This is a genomic window from Mycolicibacterium vaccae NBRC 14118 = CIP 105934 (assembly GCF_001552715.1).
GTDB lineage: Bacteria > Actinomycetota > Actinomycetes > Mycobacteriales > Mycobacteriaceae > Mycobacterium > Mycobacterium vaccae.
This window is the reverse complement of record NZ_BCRS01000285.1, coordinates 1-3,363: the sequence shown is the minus strand read 5'-3', so window position 1 is coordinate 3,363 and position 3,363 is coordinate 1. Positions and strand designations below refer to the sequence as shown.

Here is a 3,363-nt window from a genome sequence, read left to right as displayed (position 1 = left end):
TCCTCGGCGGCCGTCCGACCGCGGCGCACCGGCCGCGCTTCGACGCGCTGGGCCGCTGGCTGCTCGCCCGCACCGCGGACCTGTCGGCCGCGCACGCCGACTCCGGACGGGAGGTGGCGCTCGAGCCCGAGGCCACCGTGTTCACCAACATCGCCCCGGGCAGCGCCGACGTCGTCCGGCCCTGGGTGGAGGCCCTGCGCAACGTCGGCTTCGCGGTCTTCGCCAAACCGAAGATCGACGAGGACAGTGACGTCGACAGCGACATGCTGGCCCACATCGCGCTGCGCAACAGCGAAGGTCTGGCCGGGCTGATCGTCGCGTCGGCCGACGGTCAGGCGTTCAAACTTCCGCTGGAAGACATCGCGCGAAGCGGCGTCGAGGTCCAGGTGCTCGGATTTCGCGAACATGCCAGTTGGGCGTTAGCGTCGGATACCTTGGAGTTCGTCGATCTGGAAGACATCCCCGGTGTCTTCCGGGAGCCGTTACCGCGGATCGGACTTGACTCGCTACCCGAGCAGGGCGCCTGGCTGCAGCCGTTCCGGCCGCTGTCGTCGCTACTGACCTCGCGCGTATAGACAACTACAAAGCCCGGGGGTCGGCCGTGTAGAGGCCGACGAAGAAGTCCAGAGTTTCGGTGACCGATAGGAGCATTACGTGTTCGCCTGGTGGGGTCGAACGGTGTACCAGTACCGATACATAGTGATCGGTGTCATGGTCGCACTGTGCCTGGGCGGCGGCGTCTACGGCATGAGCCTGGGACAGCACGTCACCCAGAGTGGTTTCTACGACGAGGGCAGCGAGTCCGTGCACGCGTCGATCGTCGCCGACCAGGCCTACGGTCGGGACCGGACCAGCCACGTGGTCGCGATCCTGACGCCGCCGGACGGCAAGAAGGTCGACGACCCGGCCTGGATGGCGAAGACCACCGACGAACTGAACGACCTCGTCGCCGAACACGAAGATCAGATGGTCGGCTGGGTCGGCTGGCTGCGCGCCCCGACCAGCGAGGACCCCACGGTCCAGCAGATGAAGACCGAGGACCTGTCGAAGACGTTCGTCAGCATCCCGCTCAAGGGCGACGACGACGACACCATCCTGAAGAACTACCAGACCATCGAGCCGGACCTGCTGAAGGTCAACGGCGGCGACATCAGGCTCGGCGGGCTGAACCCGCTCGCCAGCGAGCTGACCGGCACCATCGGCGAAGACCAGAAGCGCGCCGAGGTGGCCGCGATCCCGCTGGTGTGCGTCGTGCTGTTCTTCGTGTTCGGCGGCGTGATCGCGGCGGCGCTGCCCGGCATCATCGGCGGCCTGACGATCGCGGGCGCTCTCGGCATCATGCGGGTGTTCGCCGAGTTCATGCCGGTGCACTTCTTCGCCCAGCCGGTGGTGACGCTGATGGGGCTCGGCATCGCGATCGACTACGGCCTGTTCATGGTGAGCCGGTTCCGCGAGGAGATGGCCGAGGGCTACGACACCCAGGCCGCGGTGCGCCGCACTGTGATGACCTCCGGTCGCACCGTGATGTTCTCCGCCGTCATCCTGGTGGCGTCCTCGGTGCCGCTGCTGCTGTTCCCGCAGGGCTTCCTGAAGTCCATCACCTACGCGATCATCGCGTCGGTGATGCTGGCGGCGATCCTGTCGGTCACCGTGCTGCCCGCCGCGCTGGCGATCCTCGGCCCCCGGGTCGACGCGCTCGGCGTGCGCTGGCTGCTGAAGTTCATCCAGAACGACGTGTCCTCCGACCCCGCCAACACCCGCACGAACACGCTGGCGATCGCATCGATCCCGACGGGCCTGCTGCTCCCGCCGGTCGGCATCGCACTGGGACACCTCGCCCGCAAGCGCATCCGGCAGACCGGTGAGCAGGGCCTGCCGCTGACGGTGATCGGCCTGACGCTCGGCTACGTCGGCACCCTCGGCGGTCTGGCCTATCTCGTCATCAGCAACAAGGACTCCCTGGGCGGCGGCCTGTACTGGGTGCTGCTCGGCGTGGTGATCTTCGTCGCGGTGATCGCGGGCGGGCTGGCGCTGGCGCGCTACGTCCCGCTGGCCCGCCGTCCCATCGAGTGGTGGGTCGAGTGGCTGGCCGAGAAGACCCAGAAGACCAAGACGCGCGCCGAGGTCGAGAAGGGTTTCTGGGGCAAGCTCGTCAACGTCGTGATGAAGCGCCCGATCGCGTTCGCCGCGCCCATCCTGATCGTGATGATCCTGCTGGTGATCCCGCTCGGTCAGCTGGCCCTCGGCGGCATCAGCGAGAAGTACCTGCCGCCGAACAACTCGGTCCGGCTGGCCCAGGAGGAGTTCGACCAGACCTTCCCGAGCTTCCGCACCGAGCCGATCACCCTCGTCATCCAGAACACCGACGGCGAACCGGTCACCGACCAGCAGGTCGCCGAGATCCGCAACAAGGCGATGTCGGTGTCCGGGTTCATCGAGCCCGACGACGATCCGTCGAAGATGTGGCAGCCCCGCGGCGGCACCAACGAGGACGATTCCGTCCGGGTGATCCAGAACGGGCTCATCGACCGCAACGACGCATCGGAGAAGATCGACGAGCTGCGGTCCATCCAGCCTCCACGCGGCCTGGACATCTCCGTGGGCGGCACCCCGGCCCTTGAGCAGGACAGCATCCACAGCCTGTTCGACAGGCTGCCGCTGATGGTGGTGGTGCTGATCGTCACCACGACGATCCTGATGTTCCTGGCGTTCGGGTCCATCGTGTTGCCGATCAAGGCCGCGCTGATGAGCGCGCTGACCCTCGGATCGACGATGGGCATCCTGACCTGGATGTTCGTCGACGGCCACGGTTCGGGCCTGATGAACTACACCCCGCAGCCGCTGATGGCGCCGATGATCGGCCTGATCATCGCGGTGATCTGGGGTCTGTCCACCGACTACGAGGTGTTCCTGGTCTCGCGCATGGTAGAGGCCCGCGAGCGCGGGATGTCCACCACCGAGGCGATCCGGATCGGCACCGCCACCACCGGCCGGCTCATCACCGGTGCCGCGCTGGTCCTCGCGGTGGTCGCCGGCGCATTCGTGTTCTCCGACCTCGTGATGATGAAGTACCTGGCGTTCGGTCTGCTGATCGCGCTGCTGCTGGACGCGACGATCATCCGGATGTTCCTGGTGCCCGCGATCATGAAGCTGCTCGGCGACGACTGCTGGTGGGCGCCGCGCTGGATGAAACGCGTCCAGGAGAAGCTCGGCCTCGGCGAGACCGAGCTGCCCGACGAGCGCAAGCGCCCGATGGTGCGGGAGAACGCGCCGCCGGCCGAAGCCCTGGTGGGTGCGGGCGGTCCGCCGGTCATGGCGCCGCCGCGGCCGCTGCCGCCGCACGATCCGACCCATCCCGGACCC

Annotated in this window: 2 protein-coding genes; both read left to right on the top strand. The window is 67.5% G+C overall.

Annotated elements, in window-relative coordinates; all coding sequences use genetic code 11:
* Positions 1–575 (top strand): NYN domain-containing protein (locus MVA01S_RS29150; RefSeq protein ID WP_060941811.1); only part of this gene is annotated, 575 nt, incomplete at its 5' end.
* 79 nt (positions 576–654) lie between these two features.
* The coding region (locus tag MVA01S_RS29145) for an MMPL family transporter (protein WP_060941812.1) at positions 655–3,363 on the top strand (2,709 nt) is incomplete at its 3' end.